The sequence below is a fragment of the Halomonas rhizosphaerae genome (genome assembly GCF_030010555.1).
GTDB classification, from domain to species: domain Bacteria; phylum Pseudomonadota; class Gammaproteobacteria; order Pseudomonadales; family Halomonadaceae; genus Halomonas; species Halomonas rhizosphaerae.
Genome location: NZ_JASCQP010000007.1, coordinates 113,302 through 134,827, shown reverse-complemented (window position 1 = coordinate 134,827; position 21,526 = coordinate 113,302). Strand labels below are relative to the sequence as shown.

Annotated in this window: 20 protein-coding genes; 15 read left to right on the top strand and 5 right to left on the bottom strand. The window is 69.0% G+C overall.

The window, feature by feature from the left end:
• The 9 genes from QLQ83_RS02370 (at position 1) to thpR (ending at position 10,793) form a co-directional block, all read left to right on the top strand.
• Positions 1-1,752 (top strand): transporter substrate-binding domain-containing protein, encoded by a 1,752-nt coding sequence (locus QLQ83_RS02370; RefSeq protein ID WP_282733967.1) that lies wholly within the window; start codon positions 1-3, stop codon positions 1,750-1,752.
• Positions 1,749-3,182 carry a sigma-54-dependent transcriptional regulator gene (locus QLQ83_RS02365; protein ID WP_282733966.1) on the top strand — a complete coding sequence of 478 codons (1,434 nt, stop codon included), beginning with the start codon at positions 1,749-1,751 and terminating at the stop codon, positions 3,180-3,182. Before QLQ83_RS02370 ends, QLQ83_RS02365 begins: the two co-directional genes overlap by 4 nt.
• Positions 3,183-3,517: 335 nt before the next feature.
• A complete protein-coding gene (locus QLQ83_RS02360) occupies positions 3,518-4,984 on the top strand; it encodes an alanine/glycine:cation symporter family protein (protein WP_282733965.1) in 1,467 nt (488 codons plus the stop codon).
• 58 nt (positions 4,985-5,042) lie between these two features.
• Positions 5,043-6,032 (top strand): glutaminase B, encoded by a 990-nt coding sequence (gene glsB / locus QLQ83_RS02355; protein WP_282733964.1) that lies wholly within the window; start codon positions 5,043-5,045, stop codon positions 6,030-6,032.
• Positions 6,033-6,427: 395 nt separating this feature from the next.
• Positions 6,428-7,042 (top strand): guanylate kinase, encoded by a 615-nt coding sequence (gmk, locus tag QLQ83_RS02350; RefSeq protein WP_282733963.1) that lies wholly within the window; start codon positions 6,428-6,430, stop codon positions 7,040-7,042.
• Positions 7,043-7,215: 173 nt separating this feature from the next.
• Entirely contained in the window at positions 7,216-7,479 is a 264-nt protein-coding gene (gene rpoZ / locus QLQ83_RS02345; protein WP_278032308.1) for a DNA-directed RNA polymerase subunit omega, read from the top strand.
• Between the two features lie 66 nt (positions 7,480-7,545).
• The gene (locus tag QLQ83_RS02340; protein ID WP_282733962.1) at positions 7,546-9,681 is read left to right on the top strand and encodes a RelA/SpoT family protein; all 2,136 of its coding nucleotides are present in this window, start codon (positions 7,546-7,548) and stop codon (positions 9,679-9,681) included.
• Positions 9,682-9,764: 83 nt separating this feature from the next.
• Positions 9,765-10,154 carry a RidA family protein gene (locus QLQ83_RS02335; RefSeq protein WP_282733961.1) on the top strand — a complete coding sequence of 130 codons (390 nt, stop codon included), beginning with the start codon at positions 9,765-9,767 and terminating at the stop codon, positions 10,152-10,154.
• Positions 10,155-10,277: 123 nt separating this feature from the next.
• The gene (gene thpR / locus QLQ83_RS02330) at positions 10,278-10,793 is read left to right on the top strand and encodes an RNA 2',3'-cyclic phosphodiesterase (RefSeq protein WP_282733960.1); all 516 of its coding nucleotides are present in this window, start codon (positions 10,278-10,280) and stop codon (positions 10,791-10,793) included.
• Positions 10,794-10,820: 27 nt separating this feature from the next.
• Here the strand turns inward: thpR and QLQ83_RS02325 are convergent, their stop codons facing one another.
• Positions 10,821-11,693 (bottom strand): SDR family oxidoreductase, encoded by an 873-nt coding sequence (locus QLQ83_RS02325; protein WP_282733959.1) that lies wholly within the window; start codon positions 11,691-11,693, stop codon positions 10,821-10,823.
• Between the two features lie 114 nt (positions 11,694-11,807).
• Here QLQ83_RS02325 and QLQ83_RS02320 point away from each other — a divergent pair, with 114 nt between their 5' ends.
• Positions 11,808-12,728: a hydrogen peroxide-inducible genes activator gene (locus QLQ83_RS02320; RefSeq protein WP_282733958.1), complete on the top strand. Its 921-nt coding sequence runs from the start codon at positions 11,808-11,810 to the stop codon at positions 12,726-12,728.
• Entirely contained in the window at positions 12,725-14,806 is a 2,082-nt protein-coding gene (recG, locus tag QLQ83_RS02315; protein ID WP_282733957.1) for an ATP-dependent DNA helicase RecG, read from the top strand. The genes QLQ83_RS02320 and recG overlap by 4 nt, the downstream gene beginning before the upstream one ends.
• Before the next feature lie 102 nt (positions 14,807-14,908).
• Here the strand turns inward: recG and QLQ83_RS02310 are convergent, their stop codons facing one another.
• From QLQ83_RS02310 to QLQ83_RS02300, 3 genes are all read right to left on the bottom strand, one after another.
• Positions 14,909-15,265, bottom strand: a complete 357-nt coding sequence (locus QLQ83_RS02310) for a hypothetical protein (RefSeq protein WP_282733956.1) — start codon at positions 15,263-15,265, stop codon at positions 14,909-14,911.
• Between the two features lie 63 nt (positions 15,266-15,328).
• The gene (locus tag QLQ83_RS02305; protein ID WP_040183570.1) at positions 15,329-15,604 is read right to left on the bottom strand and encodes an HU family DNA-binding protein; all 276 of its coding nucleotides are present in this window, start codon (positions 15,602-15,604) and stop codon (positions 15,329-15,331) included.
• Positions 15,605-15,826: 222 nt separating this feature from the next.
• Positions 15,827-16,987, bottom strand: coding sequence for an NAD(P)/FAD-dependent oxidoreductase (locus QLQ83_RS02300; RefSeq protein WP_282733955.1), 1,161 nt, complete (start codon positions 16,985-16,987; stop codon positions 15,827-15,829).
• 213 nt (positions 16,988-17,200) lie between these two features.
• Between QLQ83_RS02300 and QLQ83_RS02295 the strand changes: the two genes are divergently transcribed.
• The 4 genes from QLQ83_RS02295 to phoR all read left to right on the top strand — a co-directional run bounded on the left by QLQ83_RS02295 (position 17,201) and on the right by phoR (position 20,706).
• Entirely contained in the window at positions 17,201-17,677 is a 477-nt protein-coding gene (locus QLQ83_RS02295; RefSeq protein WP_282734015.1) for a chorismate--pyruvate lyase family protein, read from the top strand.
• Positions 17,678-17,713: 36 nt separating this feature from the next.
• The gene (gene ubiA / locus QLQ83_RS02290; RefSeq protein ID WP_282733954.1) at positions 17,714-18,610 is read left to right on the top strand and encodes a 4-hydroxybenzoate octaprenyltransferase; all 897 of its coding nucleotides are present in this window, start codon (positions 17,714-17,716) and stop codon (positions 18,608-18,610) included.
• 91 nt (positions 18,611-18,701) lie between these two features.
• Positions 18,702-19,391 (top strand): phosphate regulon transcriptional regulator PhoB, encoded by a 690-nt coding sequence (gene phoB / locus QLQ83_RS02285; RefSeq protein ID WP_282733953.1) that lies wholly within the window; start codon positions 18,702-18,704, stop codon positions 19,389-19,391.
• A gap of 1 nt (position 19,392) precedes the next feature.
• Positions 19,393-20,706, top strand: a complete 1,314-nt coding sequence (gene phoR, locus QLQ83_RS02280; protein ID WP_282733952.1) for a phosphate regulon sensor histidine kinase PhoR — start codon at positions 19,393-19,395, stop codon at positions 20,704-20,706.
• On the opposite strand, the gene cysZ is transcribed toward phoR, so the two are convergent.
• Entirely contained in the window at positions 20,694-21,446 is a 753-nt protein-coding gene (cysZ, locus tag QLQ83_RS02275) for a sulfate transporter CysZ (protein WP_282733951.1), read from the bottom strand. The two genes, phoR and cysZ, sit on opposite strands and share 13 nt — an antisense overlap.
• Between the last annotated feature and the right edge of the window lie 80 nt (positions 21,447-21,526).

The following is a 21,526-nucleotide window of genomic DNA, read 5'->3' as shown; positions in this document are numbered from 1 at the left end:
ATGACCGCGACGCCGATCACCCCTCTCTTCTCGCACCGCTTCGCCACCACCGTGCGGCAGATCGTCGTGTGGCTGGTCGCCGGTTTCGCCGCCCTGCCGGCCAGCGGCCTGGCCCAGAACGGCGACGAAACCATCGTGGTCGGCGGGGACCGCTACCACCCGCCCTACGAGTTCCTCGACGAGGACGGCCGCCCCGCCGGCTACAACGTGGAGCTGACCCGGGCCATCGCCGAGGTGATGGGCATCGAGGTGCGCATCGAACTGGGCGACTGGAGCGCGATGCGCCGCGGGCTGGAAAGCGGCGAGATCGACGTCCTCCAGGGCATGTCCTACTCCGAGCAGCGCGACGACGCCTTCGATTTCGCCCCGCCCCATGCCATCGTGCATCAGTCGATCTTTGCCCGCCGCGGCACGCCGCCGGTGCAGGACCTGGAGGCGCTGCGCGGCAAGGAGGTCATCGTCCAGCGCGGCGACATCATGCACGACTACCTGGTCGAGCAGTCGGTGGGCGCCGAGCTGATCACCACCGACACCCATGGGGACGCGCTGCGCGCGCTGGCCGCCGGCCGGCACGACTACGCCCTGGTGGCCAACCTGCCGGCCCTCTATCTGAGCCGGGAACTGGGGCTGATCAACCTGGAGCCCGTCGCCCGGCCCTTCTCGCTGCGCTACGGCTATGCGGTGCGCGAGGGCAACGCCGACCTGCTGGCCCAGTTCAGCGAGGGCCTGGCCATCCTCAAGAACACCGGGCGCCACCAGGCGATCTACGACGAGTGGCTGGGCCCAATGGAGCAGGCGGATGGCATCCCCTGGAAGCGCATCGGCCTGGTCGGGGCCATCGCCTCCGGGCTGCTGTTGCTGATCCTGGGCGGCATCGTGGTCTGGAACCGCATGCTCAAGCGCGAGGTGGCGAGCCGCACCGAGGAGCTGCGCCGCCAGCAGCAGCAGCTGATCCAGGCCGACAAGATGACCTCCCTGGGCATCCTGGTCTCCGGGGTCGCCCACGAGATCAACAACCCCAGCAGCCTGCTGCTGCTCAACCTGCCGGTGCTGCGCGACGCCTACGCCGACGCCCAACCGGTGCTCGACGAGCACTACCGCCAGCAGGGGGACTTCCCGCTCGGCGGCCTGCCCTACTCGCGCATGCGCGACGAGATCCCCGCCATGCTCGACGAGATGCTGGAGGGCAGCCAGCGCATCAAGCGCATCGTCGGCGACCTCAAGGATTTCGCCCGGCAGGGCAGCAGCGAGCTCGGCGAATGCCTCGACCTCAACGCGGCGGTGCAGACGGCCGTGCGCCTGGTCGACAACTCGATCCGCAAGGCCACCGACCGCTTCGAGACGCGCTACGCCGACGACCTGCCCGACATCCAGGGCAACGCCCAGCGCATCGAGCAGGTGGTGATCAACCTGGTGCTGAACGCCTGCCAGGCCCTGGAGGGCCGCGGCCAGGGCATCTACCTGACGACCCGTTACCTTCCCGGCGACGGGGCCGTGGCCCTGGAGGTCCGTGACGAGGGCCGGGGGATCGATCCCGAGTCGATCCACCGGCTGACGGATCCCTTCTTCACCACCCGGCGCGAGTGCGGCGGCACCGGCCTGGGGCTCTCCGTCTCCGCCGGCATCGTCCGCGAGCACCAGGGCCGTCTCGACTTCGACTCCCGCCCCGGCGAGGGCACGACCGTCACCCTGACGCTGCCCCTGGCCGCGACACGCGACGCCGACTCCCCCTGGACGCAAGCCGACCGATGAGCATGAATCTCTATCCTGCCTTCGGCCTCCTGCTGGTCGATGACGAGCCCTCCTTCCTGCGCAGCCTGAGCATCGCTCTGGAACGCAGCGGGGGCATCACCAACCTCCATCGCTGCCAGGACAGCCGCGAGGTGATGGACATCCTGGCCCGGGAGAACATCGGCCTGGTGACCCTGGACCTGACCATGCCCCACCTGTCGGGAGAGGAGCTGCTCGGCCGCATCGTCGAGGAGCACCCGGATGTCGGCGTGATCGTGATCAGCGGCCTGAACCAGGTGGAAACGGCCGTGAACTGCATCAAGCTCGGCGCCTTCGACTACTTCGTCAAGACCGACGAGCAGGACCGGCTGATCGAGGGCATCAAGCGCGCCATCCGCCTGCAGGAGCTGCGCCACGAGAACCAGGAACTGCGCCGACGCTTCCTCCACGACACCCTGGAGCACCCGGAGGCCTTCGCCCGCTTCGTCACCGACGACAAGGGCATGCGCTCGGTCTTCCAGTACCTCGAATCGGTGGCCCCGAGCAGCCAGCCCCTGCTGACCGGCGGCGAGAGCGGCGTCGGCAAGGAGCTGATCGCCCGGGCAGCCCATGAGTTGAGCGGCCGCCGGGGCCCGCTGGTCTGCGTCAACGTGGCGGGCCTGGACGACAACGTCTTCGCCGACACCCTCTTCGGCCACCAGCGCGGCGCCTTCACCGGGGCCGACCAGCCCCGCGCCGGGATGGTCGAACAGGCCGCCGAGGGCACCCTCTTCCTCGACGAGATCGGCGATCTCAGCCTTGCCTCCCAGGTCAAGCTGCTGCGGTTGCTGCAGGAAGGGGAGTACTATCCCCTGGGCAGCGACCGCCCCAAGCGGATGCAGGCGCGGATCGTGGTGGCCACCCACCATGACCTCGACGCGCGCCAGCGGGAGGGATCCTTCCGCAAGGACCTCTACTACCGGCTGCGCACCCACCAGGTCCAGATCCCGCCGCTGCGTCGGCGCAAGGGGGACATCCCGCTGCTGCTGGATCACTTCCTCGCCGAGGCCGCCGACGAGCTCGGCAAGGCCCGGCCGACCTATCCCCCCGAGCTGCCGGTGCTGCTGGCCAACTACGACTTCCCCGGCAACGTGCGCGAGCTGCGCGCCATGGCCTACGACGCCATGAGCGTCCACCGTTCCAGGACGCTATCCATGGAGGTGTTCAAGCGCGCCATCGACCCGTCCCAGGCGTCTCCTCCGCCGACGAACGGGCGGCAGGCCGAGCAGGCGGTCTTCGCCCCGGACGCGCCCCTGCCGACGCTGCATGAGGTGACCGACCTGCTGGTGCACGAGGCCATGCGTCGCGCCGAGGGCAATCAGTCCATCGCCGCCCGGCTGCTCGGCATCTCCCAGCCGGCACTGAGCAAGCGGCTGAAGAAGATGCGCGAGACGGGGCCGGAACCCCTATAACCTCCTTGCGCCCATAACCCAGGTTATAAGCTCGAATAATCCATTCTACTTCATGCACTTACATACACCACGCCGACTCGTGCCGCCCCGGGGTTATACCCCTTTGGCACCGCGTCTCGCCGCCTGCGCCGTCAGTAGTCCCTTTTTATTCAACCACCTATGACGAAACCTCCCGATTGGCACACGCCTTGCTCTGGATAGGCTGGCTCCCTGACGGGAGCCACCACCCTCCAAGAGCAAGAGGTTCGACGACCCATGCCAACAACAATGATGGCGGCCGCGACGGCCGCACCCGCATCCCGCACGACGACCACCGCGATGACAGGAGGTGCCGGATGCTGGATCTGATCAACGACCTGCTGTGGGGCAAGGTGCTGATCGCCTTGCTGATCGCCGTCGGGATAGGCTTCACGCTGCGCTCCCGCTGCGTCCAGTTCCGCTATTTCGGCCGCATGTTCCGCATCCTCGGTGCCAGCCAAGCGTTCAAGCGCGACAAGCACGGCCACCTGAGTTCTTTCCAGGCGCTGCTGCTGTCGGTGGCCGGACGTGTCGGCGGTGGCAACATCGCCGGCGTCGCCGTGGCCATCACGCTCGGCGGCCCTGGAGCCGTCTTCTGGATGTGGGTGGTCGGCCTGATGGGCATGGCCACCAGCTTCCTCGAGTGCACCCTGGCCCAGGCCTACAAGACCGCCGAGCCCGATGGCACCTTTCGCGGCGGCCCGGCGCGCTACATCGCCCGCGGGCTCGGCCGCCGCTGGAACTGGCTGGCCGGGCTCTACTCGGTGCTGCTGCTGGCCACCTTCGGCTTCGCCTTCACCGCCCTGCAGTCCTATGCCGTGGCCACCTCCTTCGACGATGCCTTCGGCATCCCGGCCCACGTCACCGGCCTCGCCCTGGCCCTGCTCGTGGGCCTGATCATCTTCGGCGGCGTCAAGCGGATCGCGCGGGTCACCGAGGTGCTGGTCCCGGTGATGGCGGGTGGCTACCTGCTGATCGCCCTGGTGGTGCTGGCGCTAAACCTGACCCGGCTGCCCGACGTCATCGGACTGATCGTCAACAGCGCCTTCGGCCTCGAGCCGGCCATCGGTGGGGGCATCGGCGCGGCCATCCTGATGGGGGTCAAGCGCGGCCTGTTCTCCAACGAAGCGGGGCTGGGCAGCGCGCCGAACGTCGCCGCCGTCGCCTATGTACCGCACCCGGTCAACCAGGGCATCGTTCAGGCGTTCTCGGTGTTCATCGACACCATGATCATCTGCTCCGCCACCGCCTTCATCATCCTGCTCGGCGGGGCCTATGACCCGGCCGCCGGCGCCGGAATCGACGGCATCGCCCTGACCCAGGCCTCCCTGGCCGAGCATGTGGGGGAGTGGGGCCGCAGCTTCGTCAGCATCGCCCTGCTGCTGTTCGGCTTCAGCACCATCCTCTACAACTACTATCTGGGCGAGAACAGCCTCGACTTCTTCAGTCACCGCAACCGTCCCCTGTTCAACGCCTTCCGTGTCGCCATCATCGGCCTGTGCACCTGGGGCGCGATGACCGACCTGGGCACCGTCTTCGCCTTCGCCGACACCACCATGGGCCTGCTGGCCCTGGCCAACCTCGTCGCCCTGATGCTGCTGTTCAAGCCGGGGCTGCGCTTCATGCGTGACTTCGACGGCCAGATCCAGGATGGGGTGAAACAGCCGATCTTCGACGCTGCTCGATTCGCCGACCTGAACGTGGATCCGGCCGCCTGGGCGATCGAACCCGAGGACCGCGAGCGGGTACGACGCGCGTCCTCCGCCCGCCCCGCCGCCCAGTGAGCGACACCCGGCCCGGACCCCGTCCGGGCCATTTTCCCTGCCTCTCGAGGTCACCAGCATGAATGCCACACTCTCCTGTCCACGGCCCGGCACCTCGCCGGTGTTGCAGGCCTGGGTGAACGACATCGAGCGTCGAGCGCGAACCCGGCTCGGCATGGGGCGGATCGCCGACTACATCCCGGCCCTGGCGAACCAGGACCCCGCATGCTTCGGCCTCGCCGTCTGCACCAACGACGGCAACCTCTACATGGCCGGCGACGCCGAGATACCCTTCTCGATCCAGAGCCTGTCGAAGGTACTGCTGCTGAGCCTGGCGCTGCGCACCCATGGGGATGGCCTATGGCGGCGGGTCGGGCTCAACCCCTCGGGGATGCCCTTCAACTCCCTGATGCAGCTCGAGACGGAGCAGGGCAAGCCCCGCAACCCCTTCATCAACGCCGGGGCCATCGTGGTCGCCGATCACCTGGTCGGCGCCTTCGCCACGCCGGCGAAGCACCTGCAGGACATCGCCCGGACGCTGTCCGGGAATCCCAGGGTGCTGATCGACCACGAAGTCCTGGCGTCGGAATGGGGGCATCGCGCCCGCAATGCGGCCGCCGCCTACCTGATGAAGGCCTTCGGCAACCTCTACAACGAGGTCGACGAGGTCCTGACTGCCTACTTCGCCTGCTGCGCGCTGCGCATGAGTTGTGCGGACCTCGCCGTCGCCCTGAACTACCTGGCGGCCGACGGCCGCGCCCTGACCACGGGCGAGCCCTTCGTCCCACCCGCCATGGCACAGCGCATCAACGCCCTGATGTTCACCTCCGGCATGTACGACGCCGCGGGGGACTTCGCCTATCGCGTGGGGCTGCCGGCGAAGAGCGGGGTGGGCGGCGGTATCGTCGCCATCGTGCCCGGCCGGCTGTCGGTCTGCGCCTGGTCGCCGGCGCTCGACGCCAGCGGCAACTCGGTGGCGGCCCAGTACGCCCTGGAGCTGATCGCCGAGGACCTGGGGCGCTGGCATCAGGCGCCCTTGGACTACGTCGATGCATCGACTCCCTGCTGACACCTAACCACCGACTGCCCCAGCCAACCGTGCCGAGCTCCACGGCAGAGCTATCTCAGGCGGACATGGCGAGCGGCGCCGGGGACAAGTCGAAGAGAGGGTCCTACGCCACGCGTGAGGAGGATTCCTCCGAACGGGCTGGCCAGGGATGGCCAGCACCGGTCCTGCAAGCGTCGCAGGATGCGAGAGCGCCGCAGGGCGTCGGTAGCGCCCTAGGATGGGGTCACAGTGCCCCCTCGCAAACCTGTCGACGGTCTTAGCCCCGAGCAGCCTGATTAACCGCGACAGCCTCGGTTCTCGAAGCCCGGGTGCTGCGGGCGACAAGCCAGTTGTGCGATACTCCACCCTTTCCGCAGCCGCTCACCATCCGTTGTAACGTCGGGGACCCCCTTCTCATGGCCCAAGGTACGCTCTTCATCGTTTCCGCTCCCTCCGGTGCCGGCAAGACCAGCCTGGTCCGCGAGCTGATCGAAAGCCTCGACGGCATCCAGGTCTCGGTCTCCCACACCACCCGTGAGCGCCGCGAGGGCGAGGTGGACGGCGTCAACTACCACTTCGTGGACGTGCCGGCCTTCGAGGCGATGATCGAGCACGGCGACTTCTTCGAGTATGCCCGGGTCTTCGACAACTACTACGGCACCTCGCGCCGCACCGTGGAGGCGATGCTCGCCGCCGGCCAGGACGTGATCCTGGAAATCGACTGGCAGGGCGCCCGCCAGGTTCGCCAGCAGCTGCCTGATGCCGTCTCGGTCTTCATCCTGCCCCCTTCCCGGGAAGAGCTGGAGCGCCGTCTGGCCAGCCGCGGTACCGACGAGCACGCGGTGGTCGCCCGGCGCATGCGCGATGCGGTGAACGAGATGACTCACCACGACGAGTACGACTACCTGGTGATCAACGACGACTTCACCACCGCCCTGCGCGAGCTGCAGTCGCTGGTCATCGCCCGCCGCCTGACCCGCGAGCGAGTGAGCGAGCACCACGCCCCACTGCTTGCCGCGCTCTTGTCCTGACGCCAGCAGCGGCGCTTGTCTTGAGGCTGCGGCGCCTGTCCTGACCCCGCCACGGCGCTTGTCAGGGCAACCTGGCGTCGAGTAATCTATCCGGTCTACCCATCGGTGGAATTCCCGGGGCGTTCCCACGCCGGCCGGGGTTTTGCCCGTCAGCATTATTCAGGAAGGCATCCATGGCACGTGTCACCGTCGAAGATTGTCTGGAAAACGTCGAAAACCGCTTCAAGCTGGTGATGATCTCCACTCACCGTGCCCGCCAGCTGGCCCGTGGCTCCCGCGACGCCCTCTTGCCCTGGGAGAACGACAAGCCCACCGTCATGGCCCTGCGCGAGATCGCCGAGGGGCTGGTCGACGCCAGCGTGCTCGACGAGCCCGTCGAGGCGGCGCCGGTGCGGGTCCGGCCCGAGTTCGAGCCGGGCACCCACGTCGAGGAGTGATCCTGCCCCTCCCGGCGCAGGAGCGCTTTCCCGCAGGGCCACCACGCAGCATTCAGGGCGCGCCGCATGTTCACCATCGATGACCTGGCCGACCGACTCGGCGGCTACCTTCCCCAGGACGAGATCCGGCAGGTCAGGCGCGCCTTCTACTATGCCGAGCAGGCCCACGACGGCCAGCGTCGCCGTTCCGGGGAGCCCTACGTCACGCATCCCCTGGCGGTGGCCAACATCCTGGCCAACATGCACATGGACCATCAGAGCCTGATGGCCGCCATGCTGCACGATGTCATCGAGGACACCGGCGTCTCCAAGAAGGCCCTGGGCGAGCAGTTCGGTAAGCCCGTCGCCGAACTGGTCGACGGCGTCTCCAAGCTGACCCAGATCACCTTCGAGGACAAGGCGGTCGCCCAGGCCGAGAACTTCCAGAAGATGGTGCTGGCGATGTCCCGGGACATCCGCGTGATCATCGTCAAGCTCGCCGACCGCCTGCACAACATGCGCACCCTGGGCGCCCTGCGCCCCGAGAAGAAGCGCCGCATCGCCCGCGAGACCCTGGAGATCTATGCCCGTATCGCCAGCCGGTTGGGCATCAACACCATCCGGGTCGAGCTCGAGGACCTGTCGTTCCAGGCCCTCTACCCGATGCGCGCCGAGCGCATCAAGCGCGCCGTCTCCAGCGCCCGGGGCCATCGCCGCTCGACGATCCGCCAGCTCCAGACCAGCCTGCAGCAAAGCCTCGACGACGAGGGCCTGCCGGGCACGGTGATCGGCCGCCAGAAGCACCTGCTGTCGATCTATCGCAAGATGCGCGACCAGCGGAAGTCCTTCGCCGAGATCATGGACGTGTTCGGCTTTCGCATCATCACCGAGGACGTCGACAGTTGCTACCGCATCCTCGGCGTGGTCCACAATCTCTACAAGCCGGTGCCGGGGCGCTTCAAGGACTACATCGCCATCCCCAAGGCCAACGGCTACCAGAGCCTGCACACCACCCTGTTCGGCCGGGGCGGCATGCCCATCGAGGTGCAGATCCGCACCCGCGAGATGGAGGCACTGGCCAACAACGGCATCGCCGCCCACTGGCTCTACAAGGCCGGCCAGACCGAGCACCCCATTGCCCAGGGCAGCCATGCCCGGGCCCGGGCCTGGGTCAAGGGCCTGCTGGAGATGCAGCGCCACGCCGGAGATTCCCTGGAGTTCATCGAGCACGTCAAGAACGACCTCTTCCCCGACGACATCTACGTCTTCACGCCCAAGGGCGACATCATGGAGCTGCCCCAGGGTGCCACGGTGATCGACTTCGCCTACAGCGTGCACACCGATATCGGCAACGGCTGCATCGCCTGTCGCATCGACCGGCACCTGGCCCCGCTCTCGACCCGCCTGGAGAGCGGCCAGACGCTGGAGATCATCACCGCCCCGGGGGCGCGACCCAACCTGGCCTGGCTCAATTTCGTGGTCACCGCCAAGGCGCGCTCGGCGATCCGCCATGCGCTGAAGCACCAGCAGCACACCGAGGCGGTGCAGCTCGGTCGGCGCCTGCTCAACAAGGCCCTGGCGCCGTTCGAGACCAGCCTGGAGGAGTTGCCGGAGGGCCTGCTTGCCAGCCTGCTCAGGGAGCATTCGCTGAAGGGGGAGGAGAGCCTGCTGGAATCCATCGGGCTGGGCACCCGGGTCGCCCATGTGGTGGCCCGCCGGCTGCTCGACCTGCAGCAGGGCGAGTCGGGCGATACCACGGAGGACCCGCAGCGCGCCCAGGGGCCGATCGTGATCAGCGGCGCCGAGGGCATGGTGATCAAGTTCGCCCGCTGCTGTCGCCCGCTGCCCGGCGACCCGGTGATCGGCCACCTGTCCGCGGGCAAGGGCATCGTGGTCCACCGCGCCGAGTGCCGTAACCTCGCCGAGCTCAGGAACGACCCGGACAAGCTGTTCGCCCTGGAATGGTCCGACGACATCGACGAGGACTTCCCGGCCGCCCTGCGCCTGGAGGTGGAAAGCCGCCGCGGCCTGGTGGCGGAGCTCGCCGCCCTGGTCACCGACGCCGGCGCCAACATCGAACGCATCGGCATCGAGGAGCGCGACGCGCGGCTGTCGATCGTCAACCTCATCCTCTCGGTACGCAACCGCGTGCACCTGGCGCGGATCATCAAGCGCCTGCGCAACCTCGCCCACGTGGGCCGCATCACCCGCCTCGGCAACTGAACCCATGCCGTCCCGCCAGCCGCATGGGGCGGTGGGCGGGCGGCTTTCCCATTTCACGACGCTGGACTGAAAGGAGCACCACCATGAGCAACAAGGCCGTGATCAACACCGACCAGGCCCCCGCCGCCATCGGCCCCTACTCCCAGGCCATCAAGGCCGGCAACACCGTCTACCTGTCCGGGCAGATCCCGCTGGACCCGGCCACCATGGCGCTCGTCTCCGATGACTTCGAGGCCCAGGCACGCCAGGTCTTCACCAATCTCAAGGCCGTCTGCGAGGAGGCCGCCGGCACCCTGCAGGACGTGGTCAAGCTCAACCTCTACCTGGTCGACCTGGAGCACTTCGCCGTGGTCAACGAGGTGATGGAGGAGTTCTTCGACAAACCCTACCCGGCCCGAGCCGCCATCGGCGTCAAGGCGCTGCCCAAGGGGGCGCAGTTCGAGGCCGAGGGCATAATGGTCATCGGCGACTGATAAGCATCCGAATAAATGCCTGCGCGGGCGAATCACTGCGTTGCACAGCGCTCGGAATCCTCAGTTCCTGCGCGCTGTGCGCCTTGTGCTTCATCCCGCTCGGCGATTGATTCGGCCACTTCTATGAGATTATTTCTGGCGCTGGAGCCTCCCGAGACGCTGCGCCAGCAGCTCGGCGAGCTGGCCGAGCTCGCCCAGGCCCGCTGCGGTGGGCGCCGCATGCCCGACGATAGCCTGCACCTGACGCTGGCCTTCCTCGGCGAGGTGGCCGAGGAGCGAGCAGCGGCGCTCGCGGCCTGGGTCGGCGAGCGGTCGATCCCGGCGGGGGAGTGGCGACTCGATGCCTGGGGGGCTTTCCGTCGCCCCGGCATCGTCTGGGTCGGCGGCCAGACGCCGGACCCTGAGCTGGTGCGCCTCCATGAAGCACTGTGGAAAGAGCTGGCAGCGTTCGGCTTCAACCACAGGCCGGGGCACTTCGTGCCCCACGTTACCCTGCTGCGCCGCGCCCACCACCTGGAGACTCGGGGACTGCCCTCGCTCGACCTGGTCTGGCCCTGGCGGCGGCTCTCGCTGGTGCGCTCCTTCACCGAGAAGGACGGGGCCCGCTACGCGACCCTGGCCCGCTCGTCGTCGGCCTGAGCGGGCCGTCTTTCTCTCGGGTCTCCATCAGGCCCTTTCTGGCAGGAAGCCCCCTTGCTTCAGCACCTGGGCATAGCCCTCGCGGAAGCTGGGATAGCGGAAGCGATAGCCGCTCTCGAGCAGCCGGGTGTTGTCGCAGCGCTTGCTGGCGCGGCGGCGCAGCGGCGACTGGATGGTCTCGGTGGCCTCGACCTTCAACTGCTTCGCCAGCCAGGCCATCACCTCGTGCAGGGGGGCCGGCTCGCAGTCGCTGGCGAGGTAGAGCGCCTCGAGCGACTCGCCGGCCAGGTGCCGACCGATCAGGTGTGCCAGCACCCCGGCGCAGTCGTCACGGTGGATGCGGTTGGAGTACATGACGGGGCTCGAGGGGGCGATGCGCCCCTCGCCGACCTGGTGAATCAAGCGATCTCGACCCGGGCCGTAGATGCCCGAGAAGCGCACCACGGTACCCGGAAGGTCATGGTCGATCAGCGCCTGCTCGGCCTCGCACATCAGCAGGCCCGAGAAGCCCGAGGGCTCGGCGGGGCTGGTCTCGTCGACCACCTCGCCATCGCGCTGGGCGTAGACGCTGGTCGAGGAGACGAAGAACACCCGTCCGGGCGCCTTGTCGCGACCGGCGAACTCGGCCAGCACCGCGGTCAGGCCATCGAGGTAGGCGGCACGATAGGCCGCCTCATCGAAGCGGTCGGCGCTGACCACGTAGACCAGCGTATCGGCGTCCGGCAGCCCGGCCAGGGTGGCCGGGTCGGTCAGGTCGACCGCGACGGCCTCCAGTCCGCTGCCTTCCAGCGCGCGAGGGTTGCGGCGCGCCCCGATCACCCGGTGCCCCGCCTCGCGCAGCTCGCGTCCCAGGGCCATGCCGATGTCGCCACAGCCCAGAATCAGTGTCGTTGTCTTCACCTTTCCCTCGCCCCCTGATAAAAAGTCCCTATTGGCATTATTGTGTCCCTGTGTATCGGGCGAGATCACTGGGACCTTCACCCGATTCGGAAGAGGATGCCTGCCGGCACCACAATGACTCTAACAGAACTCCGCTACATCGTGACACTGGCCCAGGAGCGCCATTTCGGACGCGCGGCGGAGCGCTGCTTCGTCTCCCAGCCGACCCTGTCGGTGGCCGTCAAGAAGCTCGAGGAGGAGTTGGGCGTGGCGCTGTTCGAACGCTCGAAATCCACCGTGCAGGTCACCCCGCTGGGCGAGAAGATCGTCGAGCAGGCCCAGCGCGTACTGGAACAGAGCAGCGTCATCAAGGAACTCGCCACGGCCGGTCGCGACCAGCTGGCGAGCCCCCTGCGCATCGGCGCCATCTACACCATCGGCCCCTACCTCTTCCCTCACCTGATCCCGGAGCTCTCCCGGCGTGCGCCGCAGATGCCGCTCTACATCGAGGAGGGCTTCACCGGCAACCTGCGCCGCAAGCTGCGCAGCGGCGAGCTCGACGCCATCATCATCGCGCTGCCCTTCACCGAGACCGACGTGGTCACCAAGCCGCTCTACGAGGAGGCCTTCGAAGTGCTGCTGCCGGCCGACCACCGCTGGGCCTCCCGGGAGAGCATCGACAAGGAGGACCTGCTGGAGGAGCGCCTGCTGCTGCTCGGCGAGGGCCACTGCTTCCGTGACCAGATCCTCGAGGCCTGCCCGGCCATCAGCCACCAGCTCAACAGCCCCTCCAACACCCTCACCGCCGAGGGCGGGTCGCTGGAGACCATTCGCCACATGGTGGCCTCACGGCTCGGCATCACCGTACTGCCCCACTCGGCCATCGGCACCGGCCATTACGAGAGCGGCATGCTGATCAGCCGCCCCTTCACCGCCCCGGCACCCGCACGGACCGTGGCCATCGCCTGGCGCGCCAGCTTCCCCCGGCCCCGGGCCATCGATGCCGTCACCGAGGCCATCGCGCACTGCCGTCAGGCAGAGCTCGAGCCGGCATGAACGAGCTCGACGCGCCCGTCACGGAGCTCAAGGGCGTCGGCGAGGCGCTGTCGCTCAAGCTGGCCCGGCTGGGCATCGAGCGCGTCAGCGACCTGCTGTTTCACCTGCCGCTGCGCTACCAGGACCGTACCCGCATCACTCCCATCGCCACCCTGCGCGCGGGCCACGAGGCCGTGGTGGAGGGCGAGGTGGTGGCCGGCGAGGTGGTGCGCGGCCGCCGGCGCAGCCTGCTGGTGCGCCTGCGCGACGGCTCCGGGATCCTCAGCCTGCGCTTCTTCCACTTCTCCCCGGCACAGCAGCAGCAATTCCAGACCGGGGCGAGAGTGCGCGCCTTCGGCGAGGCCCGCGCCGGCGCCACCGGCCTGGAGCTCTATCACCCGGAGTACCGCCTGCTGGCCGGTGGCGAGGCGCCGGTGGAGGACCACCTGACGCCCATCTACCCGGCCACCGAGGGCCTCCACCAGACCCGCCTGCGGGCGCTGATCGACCAGGCCCTGGCCCGCCTGGATGCCGCTCCGGACGCCCTCCCCGACGGCATTCCCGCGCCCCTGCGCCAGCGCTTCGGCCTGCCCGAGCTTCACCACTGCCTGGACACCCTGCACCGGCCGCCGCCGGAGGCCGACGCGGAGCAGCTGGCGGCCGGCCGGCACCCGGCGCGGCGCCGCCTGGCTCTTGAGGAGCTGCTCGCCCACCGGCTCAGCCTGCAGGAGGTGCGCCAGCGCATCCAGGAGGACGGCGCCCCGGCCCTGCCCGGCGGCCGCAGCCTTCAGGCGCGCTTCCTGACCCAGCTGCCCTTCTCGCTGACCGGCGCCCAGCGCCGGGTGCTCGACGAGATCGCCGCCGACCAGGCACGCCAGGTGCCAATGCTGCGCCTGGTTCAGGGCGACGTGGGCTCGGGCAAGACGGTGGTCGCCGCCATGGCGGCGCTCTCGGCCATCGCCGCCGACTGCCAGGCGGCGATGATGGCCCCGACCGAGATCCTCGCCGAGCAGCACTACCGCACCTTCAGCGCCTGGTTCGAGCCGCTGGGCATCGAGGTGGCCTGGCTGTCCGGCAAGCTCAAGGGCAAGGCGCGACTCGACACCAAGGCGGCCATCCAGGACGGCCGGGCCCGCATGGTGGTGGGGACCCACGCGCTCTTCCAGGGCGACGTGCACTTCCAGCGCCTGGGCCTGGCAATCATCGACGAGCAGCACCGCTTCGGCGTCCACCAGCGCCTCGCGCTGCGCGAGAAGGGCGAGGCCGGCGGCCTGACGCCCCACCAGCTGGTGATGACCGCCACCCCGATCCCGCGCACCCTGGCGATGAGCGCCTATGCCGACCTGGACGTCTCGGTGATCGACGAGCTACCCCCGGGCCGGACCCCGGTGAAGACGGTGGTGATGCCCGATGAGCGGCGCCCCGAGGTGATGGCGCGCATCCGCCACGCCTGCGCCGAGGGGCGCCAGGCCTACTGGGTCTGCACCCTGATCGAGGAGTCCGAGGTACTGGAGTGCCAGGCCGCCGAGGCGACCCGCGACGAGCTCGTCGAGACCCTGCCGGAACTGGCCATCGGCCTGGTCCACGGGCGCATGAAGGCCAGCGAGAAGGCCGCGGTGATGGAGGCCTTCAAGGCCGGCGAGCTGGACCTGCTGGTTGCCACCACGGTGATCGAGGTGGGGGTCGACGTGCCCAATGCCAGCCTGATGATCATCGAGAACCCCGAGCGCCTGGGCCTCTCCCAGCTCCACCAGCTGCGCGGGCGGGTGGGACGCGGCGCCGTCGAGAGCTTCTGCGTGCTGCTCTATCACCCGCCGCTGTCCGCCCACTCCCGGGAGCGCCTGGCGGTGATGCGCGAGACCACCGACGGCTTTCGCATCGCCGAGAAGGACCTCGAGATCCGGGGTCCCGGCGAGGTGCTGGGCACTCGCCAGACGGGGCTTGCGCAGATGAAGGTCGCCGACCTGGAGCGCGACGCCGACCTGCTGGACCGCGTCGCCCCGTTGGCCGAGGCGCTACTCGACGAGCATCCCCAGGCCAGCCGCCCGCTGATCAGGCGCTGGCTGGGGGAGGAAGCGGGACGCTACGGGCAGGTGTGACAGCGCCAAGCTGCCAAGCAGAGGATCCGCGTATAAGGGGCTGGGCGTAACGGGCGGGAAGGGGCAACGTCTTGCTTGGCGCTCGGCGCTTTCAGCTCGTGCTTACAAATGCTTGAGAAGCTTCTGCAGCTTCTGCAGGTCGCCTGAGTCGCCGACCAGGCGCACGCTGCCGGCCATCATGCCGTCGAGAAAGGCCTGCTGGGTGGGCTTCTTGAGGACCTTGATGGCCGTTGCCTCGTCCTCGAAGCGCAGCTCCAGGTCAAGGTCCACCGGCAGGCCGCGGCCCGCGCGGATACCGCGGGGCGACATGCGGTAGTGGCGGGCGATGGAGAGGTCCTCGGTGGCGATGCCCCAGTCGAGGCCACGCATCTCGCCGAGCAGTTCGCGGAACCGCGCCTTGCGGCGCAGGGCACGCTTGAGCATCAGCCCGAGCAGCCACAACATCATTCGCAGCTTCATATCGGCTCCGCCACCGGGAACAGGGAGTGGTTGGGCGACCCGCACGGGACGGGCCGCAATGCCTTACTTCGCGACGGCGTCCTTGAGGCCCTTGCCCGGCTTGAAGGCGACGGTCTTGCTGGCCGGAATGGTCAGCGGCTGGCCGGTCTGGGGGTTCTTGCCGGTGCGCGCGGCTCGCTCGCGCACGCTGAAGGTACCGAAGCCGATCAGGGTGACATCCTGACCCTGGGAAACGCTACCGGTAATCTCGTCGAGGATCACATTGAGCACCTGGCTCGCCTTGTCCTTGGAAAGATCGGCACGCTCGGCAATCGCCGCGGCGAGTTCTGGCTTGCGCATACAGCCCTCCTGGTATTGGCATCATGTTGCCGGCGATCACCACCGGCGGTGTTGTTATGGCATATGACCTGTCAGTGGATCACGCGCATGCCGGCTGACTCGATCCCGGGGCCTCGTGCCGCAGACGGGGAGATCTCGGGAAACGACATGCGGATGATACCGGTCCTCAACGCCGCTGCCTTGCCGGCTCGCTATCCGCTGCAGGCCCCGTCGTTGACGAGACTAGCCTAGCAACGGCGGCGCGGCTCGCGCCAGTTCGACTTTCCGACGGACGCAGCGTCCTGTCAACGCAAATCCGATCAAACGTCCGTCCTCGGCCTCGGCCAGGGCGGTCAGGTCACCGCCCTCGCCCTCGAGGCGCCAGCGGGACGGGGGACGGGCCGGCGGAAGGGCCACCACCGGCAGCAAGGGGGTCTTGACCAGCACCGGCCAGGGGCCATAGGTCACCGCGGTGGGCGTGCCGGTCAGGGTGCTGGCCAGGGCCTTGGCACTGGCCAGCAGCGGCTGCACGTACATGGCATTGACGCCGTCGACGCAGGCCGCATCGCCCAGGGCATGGATGCCCGGCGCCGAGGTGGCCAGGTGCCGGTCGGTGTGGATGCCCGCCTCGCTGACCCTGAGCCCGGCCGATTCGGCCAGGGCGGTACGCGGCCGCAGCCCCGTGGCCACCAGCACCAGGTCGGCCGAGAGCGAGGCGCCATCGTCGAGTTCCAGGCCGACGGAGGCGCCATCCGCCCCCAGGGCCACCAGCTGGCGTCCGCTGTGCAGCACCATGCCCGCCTCCCGGAAAGCCTCGCCCAGGGCGCGTCCCAGGGGCTCCGGCACCAGGCGCGGCAGGGGGGCCGGCTCCGGGGCTATCAGCTCGACGGCGTGGCCGCCGGCGGCGAGGTCGTTGGCGAACTCGCAGCCCACCAGGCCAACGCCGATGATCGCCACGCGTGCCGGCCTGCCCAGCGCCTCCAGAGCCGCGTGGAAGGCGCGATAGTCGTCCAGGTCATTGACGCTGAAGACCCGGTCGGCCACGGCGTCGGGTACCGTGAAAGGGCGCACCGGCGCGGCGCCGGTGGCCAGCACCAGCTCGCTCCAGGGCAGGGTCTCGGTGCCGATGGTCAGGGTGCGCTCCACCGGGTCGATGGCCTCCACCCGGGTGTGGGTGCGCACCACGGCCCCGAGATCGGCTGCGACCTCCAGGGCCGAGCGTGCCGCCAGGTGCTCCGGCGGCAGGCGCTTGGCGAAACCGGTGGAGAGCAGCGGCTTGGAATAGTCATCGCCGCTGTCGGCGGTGATCAGCGTCATCGGTCGTGCCGGGTCCTGCCCGCGCAGCTGGCGCAGCAGGCCCAGGCCCGCCATGCCGGAACCGATGATGGTCAGGGGTGCAGCCATGGCAATCCTTCCTGCAGGGGCCGTCGAGATCAGATTTGTCTTCTTTTGATCGGGGCTGACTGGAGTTTTCCTGGCTCTCGCGGCCGGCCACGATAAGCGTTTCCGGTCGCCATGGTACACTAGCCGCCCCCGAAATCGACGCGGAGAGTGACGGTGAGCAACGGCCCGGGAAGCGATCCCCGCTGGCGCCCCCTGGCGGCGGCGCGCCCTGCCATGAGCGCTGCCTGGTGGCAGTGGGTCGCCTCCCGCGACTCGCTCACCGCCCGGCTGATCAGCGCCGGCGGCCAGCGTGCCTTCAGGGTCCGGCTGCTGGACCAGCGCCTCGGCCGGCCACGTCGCGACGAGGCGCTGGCCCTGGGCCTCCCCCCGGCCCGCCATGCCTGGCTACGCGAAGTGGCGCTGTGCCTCGACGAGCGCCCCTGGGTGGTGGCGCGCTCGGTGGTGCCCCTGGACGGGCTGCACGGCCAGCGGCTCGACCGCCTGGGCGAGCGCTCTCTGGGCAGCTGGCTGTTCCGCCAGCCGGACCTGGAGCGCGGCCCCCTGGAGGTCAGTGCCGACCCGGCCCCCTTCCACGCCGCCCCGGGCCCCTGGGCGCGCCGCTCGCTGTTCCGCCACCGGCGCTTCGCCGTGCTGGTCCAGGAGTTCTTTCTCGAGCGCATGGCGGATGACCTCGGGCTGCCTTCACGCTAGGCTCTGCCGGCAAGCTTCCACATGCGAGAGACCGAGATGGATCGATCCCTGATGCACCCCAGGGGCCTGGCCCGGGTGCCCGACTTCCTGCACCTGACCCGCCTCGACCGCCCCATCGGCACCTGGCTGCTGATGTGGCCCACCCTCTGGGCCCTGTGGGTCGCCGCCGAGGGCATCCCCGGTCGCAAGGTGCTGCTGATCTTCGTGGCCGGGGTCTACCTGATGCGCGCCGCCGGCTGCGTGGTCAACGACTATGCCGACCGCCACTTCGACGGCCACGTCAAGCGCACCAGGAACCGCCCCCTGGCCACCGGCCGGATCAGCGAGGGGGAGGCTCAGGCGCTGTTCCTGATGCTGGTGATGGCCGCCTTCGTGCTGGTCTGGTTCACCAACCTCTTCACGGTGATGCTCTCAGTGGTGGGGGTCATCCTGGCCTTCATCTACCCCTTCATGAAGCGCTACACCCACCTGCCCCAGGCCTTCCTCGGCGCGGCCTTCTCCTGGGCGATTCCCATGGCCTTCGGTGCCGTGCTGGGAACGCTACCCCCGGTCGCCTGGCTGCTGTTCGCCGCCAACGTGGCCTGGACGGTGGCCTACGACACCGAGTACGCCATGGTCGACCGCGACGATGACCTGAAGATCGGCATCAAGTCCACCGCGGTGTTGTTCGGCCGCGCCGACCGGCTGATGATCGGCCTGCTGCAGGGCCTGACCCTGGGGCTGCTGGCCTGGGCCGGCGGGCTGCTGGCGCTGGGGGGCTTCTTCTGGCTGGGGCTCGCCGCCATGGCGGCGACCTTCGTGCACCAGCAGTTCCTCATCCGCGAGCGGGACCGGGACCGCTGCTTCCAGGCCTTTCTCAACAACCACTGGTCGGGCCTGCTGGTCTTCGCCGGCATCGCGCTCTCCCTGTGGCCGACGGTGAACGGCGGCTGAGCGGGCGGGCGACAGGCCGAACCTGTCACGCTATTGTCATCATGACGTGCTGTCATCGTCATCGATCTGTCATTGACCACGAGGCTCCGGGATGACCGCCAAGACCGTACTGATTGTCGATGATGAGGCGCCGATCCGCGAGATGATCGCGGTGGCGCTGGAGATGGCCGACTATCGCGTCCTCGAGGCGGACAATGCCCAGGATGCCCACGCCATGGTGGTCGACCACCAGCCCGACCTGGTGCTGCTGGACTGGATGATGCCCGGGACCAGCGGCATCGAGCTGGCCCGTCGCCTGAAGCGCGAGGAGGCCACCGCCGAGCTGCCGATCATCATGCTCACCGCCAAGGGCGAGGAGGACAACAAGATCCAGGGGCTCGAGGCCGGGGCCGACGACTACATCACCAAGCCCTTCTCGCCGCGCGAGTTGGTGGCCCGCCTCAAGGCAGTACTGCGCCGCGCCACGCCGCGGGGCATCGAGGACCCGGTGGAGGTCGCCGGGCTGCTGCTCGACCCGGTCAGCCACCGGGTCAGCGTCGATGGCCGCTCGCTGGAGATGGGGCCCACCGAGTACCGCCTGCTGCAGTTCTTCATGACCCACCAGGAACGCGCCTACACCCGCGGGCAGCTGCTCGACCAGGTGTGGGGCGGCAATGTCTATGTCGAGGAGCGTACCGTGGACGTGCATATCCGCCGCCTGCGCAAGGCGCTGGGCGAGCCTCATCACCAGCTGATCCAGACCGTGCGTGGCACCGGCTACCGGTTCTCCACCAAGGGCTGACGTGGGGCGGCTCTGGCGACGCGAGCTCTGGCGCCTGGCGACCCTGGTCGCCGCCGGGGCCCTGGTCGGCTGGCCCTTTTCCGCCATTCCGGCCGGCATCGCCGCCGGTCTGCTGCTCTGCCTGACCTTCCACCTGCGCCAGCTGCACGCCCTCTACCAGTGGCTCACCCTGCGCCCCCAGGAGGAGCCCCCCGCCGCCAGCGGCCTGTGGGGCGAGCTGTTCGACCGCCTCTACCGCTACCAGAAGAGCCAGCGCCTCACCCAGCAGCGGCTGCGGGCCACGCTGCAGCGTATCCAGGAGTCCTCCGAGGCGATGCGCGACAGCGTGGTGATGCTCGACCGCCACGGCGACCTGGAGTGGTGGAACAGCGCGGCCGAACGCATGCTGGGCCTCAAGCCCCAGCTCGACCGCGGCCAGCACATCACCAACCTGCTGCGTGACCCGCGCTTCGTCGACTACTTTCATGGCCGCGACTATCGCGAGCCGCTGACCCTGCCCTCGCCCATCGACGAGAGGCTGATCCTGCAGTTCCAGATCACCCTCTACGGCGACGACGAGCGGCTGGTAATGGCCCGCGACATCACCCGGCTGCACCGCCTGGAGCAGATGCGCCGCGACTTCGTGGCCAACGTCTCCCACGAGCTGCGCACCCCGCTGACCGTGTTGGCCGGCTACCTGGAGACCTATGGCGACATGGCCGGCCAGCTGCCGCCGCGACTGGGCCGCGGCCTGTCGCAGATGAAGGCCCAGACCGACCGCATGCAGAACCTGGTCAACGACCTGCTGCTGCTGTCACGGCTGGAGATCGACCAGGGCGGGCGCGATGACGCCCCGCTGGCGATGGGCGAGCTGCTCGAGGCCGTGCAGAGCGACGCCGCGGCGCTCTCCGCCGGCCGCCAGTCGATCGCGGTGGAGGTCGAGGAGTCCCGCGCCCTGGTCGGCAGCGAGCAGGAGATCCGCAGTGCGCTCTCCAACCTGGCCTTCAATGCCGTGCGCTATGCCGGGGACGGGCGCCATATCGTGCTGCGCTGGCGCCCCCATGGCGAGGGCGCCTGCCTGGAGGTGGAGGACGACGGCGAAGGCATCGACCCGGTGCACCTGCCGCGCCTCACCGAGCGCTTCTACCGGGTCGACAAGGGCCGCAGCACCGCCACCGGCGGCACCGGCCTGGGGCTCGCCATCGTCAAGCACGTGCTGCTGCGCCACGACGCCCGCCTGGAGATCGCCTCCCGCCCCGGCCGCGGCGCCACCTTCCGCTGCCTGTTCCCCGCCGAGCGCCTGCGCGACACGAGCGAGAGGGCTCAGCGCGCCTGAGGCGGCCCGCCATGCGCCGCGCCGATCTCGATACCTCGATAGTGCCGCTCCCACATCAGGACGGCGGCGGCCACGGCGCCGGGCAGCAGGAAGAGGTTGGCCAGGGGGATCCAGGTGATCAGGGTCACCCAGCCGCCATAGGTGAGGGTCGGCCACCAGCGGGCCTTCAGCCGGCGACGCATGTCGGCGAAGCTGACCTTGTTGTTGTCCATGGGGTAGTCGAGGTAGGTGATCGCCATGATCCAGGCCGAGAAGGCCGCCCACAGCAGCGGCGCCACCAGGTTGAGCACCGGGATCCAGCTGAGCACGAAGAGCAGCGCCATGCGTGGCAGGATGTAGCCCAGCTTGACCAGTTCGCGCCCCATGGCGTCCATCGCCGTCTTCGCCAGGCCACGGTCGTCCAGCGGCGGTCGCCCGGTCGCCTCCAGCTCCACCCGGGCGGCCAGGAAGCCGTAGAAGGGCGCGGCGATCAGGTGGGTCACCAGGGTGAAGGTGAAGAAGACGATCAGCACCAGGCTGACCACAAAGAGCGGCCAGATCAGCCAGGAGAGCCACTCCAGCCAGCCGGGGACCATGGCCATCCAGCCCTCCAGCCAGCCGCCGAAGTGGCCCAGCACGTACCAGAGCATGGCCGTGTAGACCAACAGGTTGACGACTATCGGCAGGAACACGAAGCGCCGCAGGCCGCGGGAGTAGACCAGGCGGGTCCCGCGGGTCAGCGCCGTCAAGGCATCGAGCATCCGTCACGTCCTCATGTCACACGGCAGGCCGCCGCCCGACGGGGCGGCGGCCTGCATCATTGAGGGTCAAGCGACGTTTG